Below are 567 nucleotides of genomic sequence, written 5' to 3'. Positions count from 1 at the left end.
CAGTCCCTTGGCTGGCGCAGCCCGTTGGACTTCAGACGCTGCCTGGGCCTGGCTGCTTGATCTTTTCTTCTATGATCTGTTTTGGTCCAGCTTTTTGTCCGCAGCCCCCAGAAAGGGTCTGCTGGCTGGCGGGAATTGCGATGCCGTAAACAATGAATACGGCGGAAATAGTGGCAGCAAAATGATAACAGTTTGATAACTCTGCGCCACAGCCCTGGCTATTTCTCATTTCTGTGGTATCGTGTGTCGTTGCAAAGGAGGCGACACATATGCGCAAAACACTGGAAGAGCTGTTCTACGGAAACCTCACCCCAAACGAACAGCAGATTACCCCGGACTCTCCGCTGCAGCAGGCCATGGACCAGGCGGAGAAATACGAAGAGAAGCTCACCTCCCTGCTGGAGGGAGAGGAGAAAAACATGCTCCTGCGGCTCCTCAACGCAGAGAATGAGATCGGAAGCACCCTGGCCCTGGAGAACTTCATCCTGGGGTTCCGGTTGGGGATGCGCCTGGCCATTGAATCCCTGGACGAGGACGACGGCAGTCTGTCCGCCCTCCCAGAAGGGC

2 protein-coding genes are annotated in these 567 nt (G+C 55.9%); both read left to right on the top strand.

All coding sequences use genetic code 11. The features are described 5' to 3' along the window. Nucleotides 1–196 (top strand): hypothetical protein (locus B5F19_RS17815; RefSeq protein WP_204248367.1); only part of this gene is annotated, 196 nt, incomplete at its 5' end. Between the two features lie 73 nt (nucleotides 197–269). Further along, the coding region (locus B5F19_RS16940) for a DUF6809 family protein (protein ID WP_140394286.1) at nucleotides 270–567 on the top strand (298 nt) is incomplete at its 3' end.

Origin of the sequence: Pseudoflavonifractor sp. An184, from assembly GCF_002160305.1 — a bacterium.
Taxonomy (GTDB): domain Bacteria; phylum Bacillota; class Clostridia; order Oscillospirales; family Oscillospiraceae; genus Lawsonibacter; species Lawsonibacter pullicola.
The sequence above is the reverse complement of the archived record's forward strand: the minus strand, read 5'-3'. Positions and strand labels throughout refer to the sequence as shown.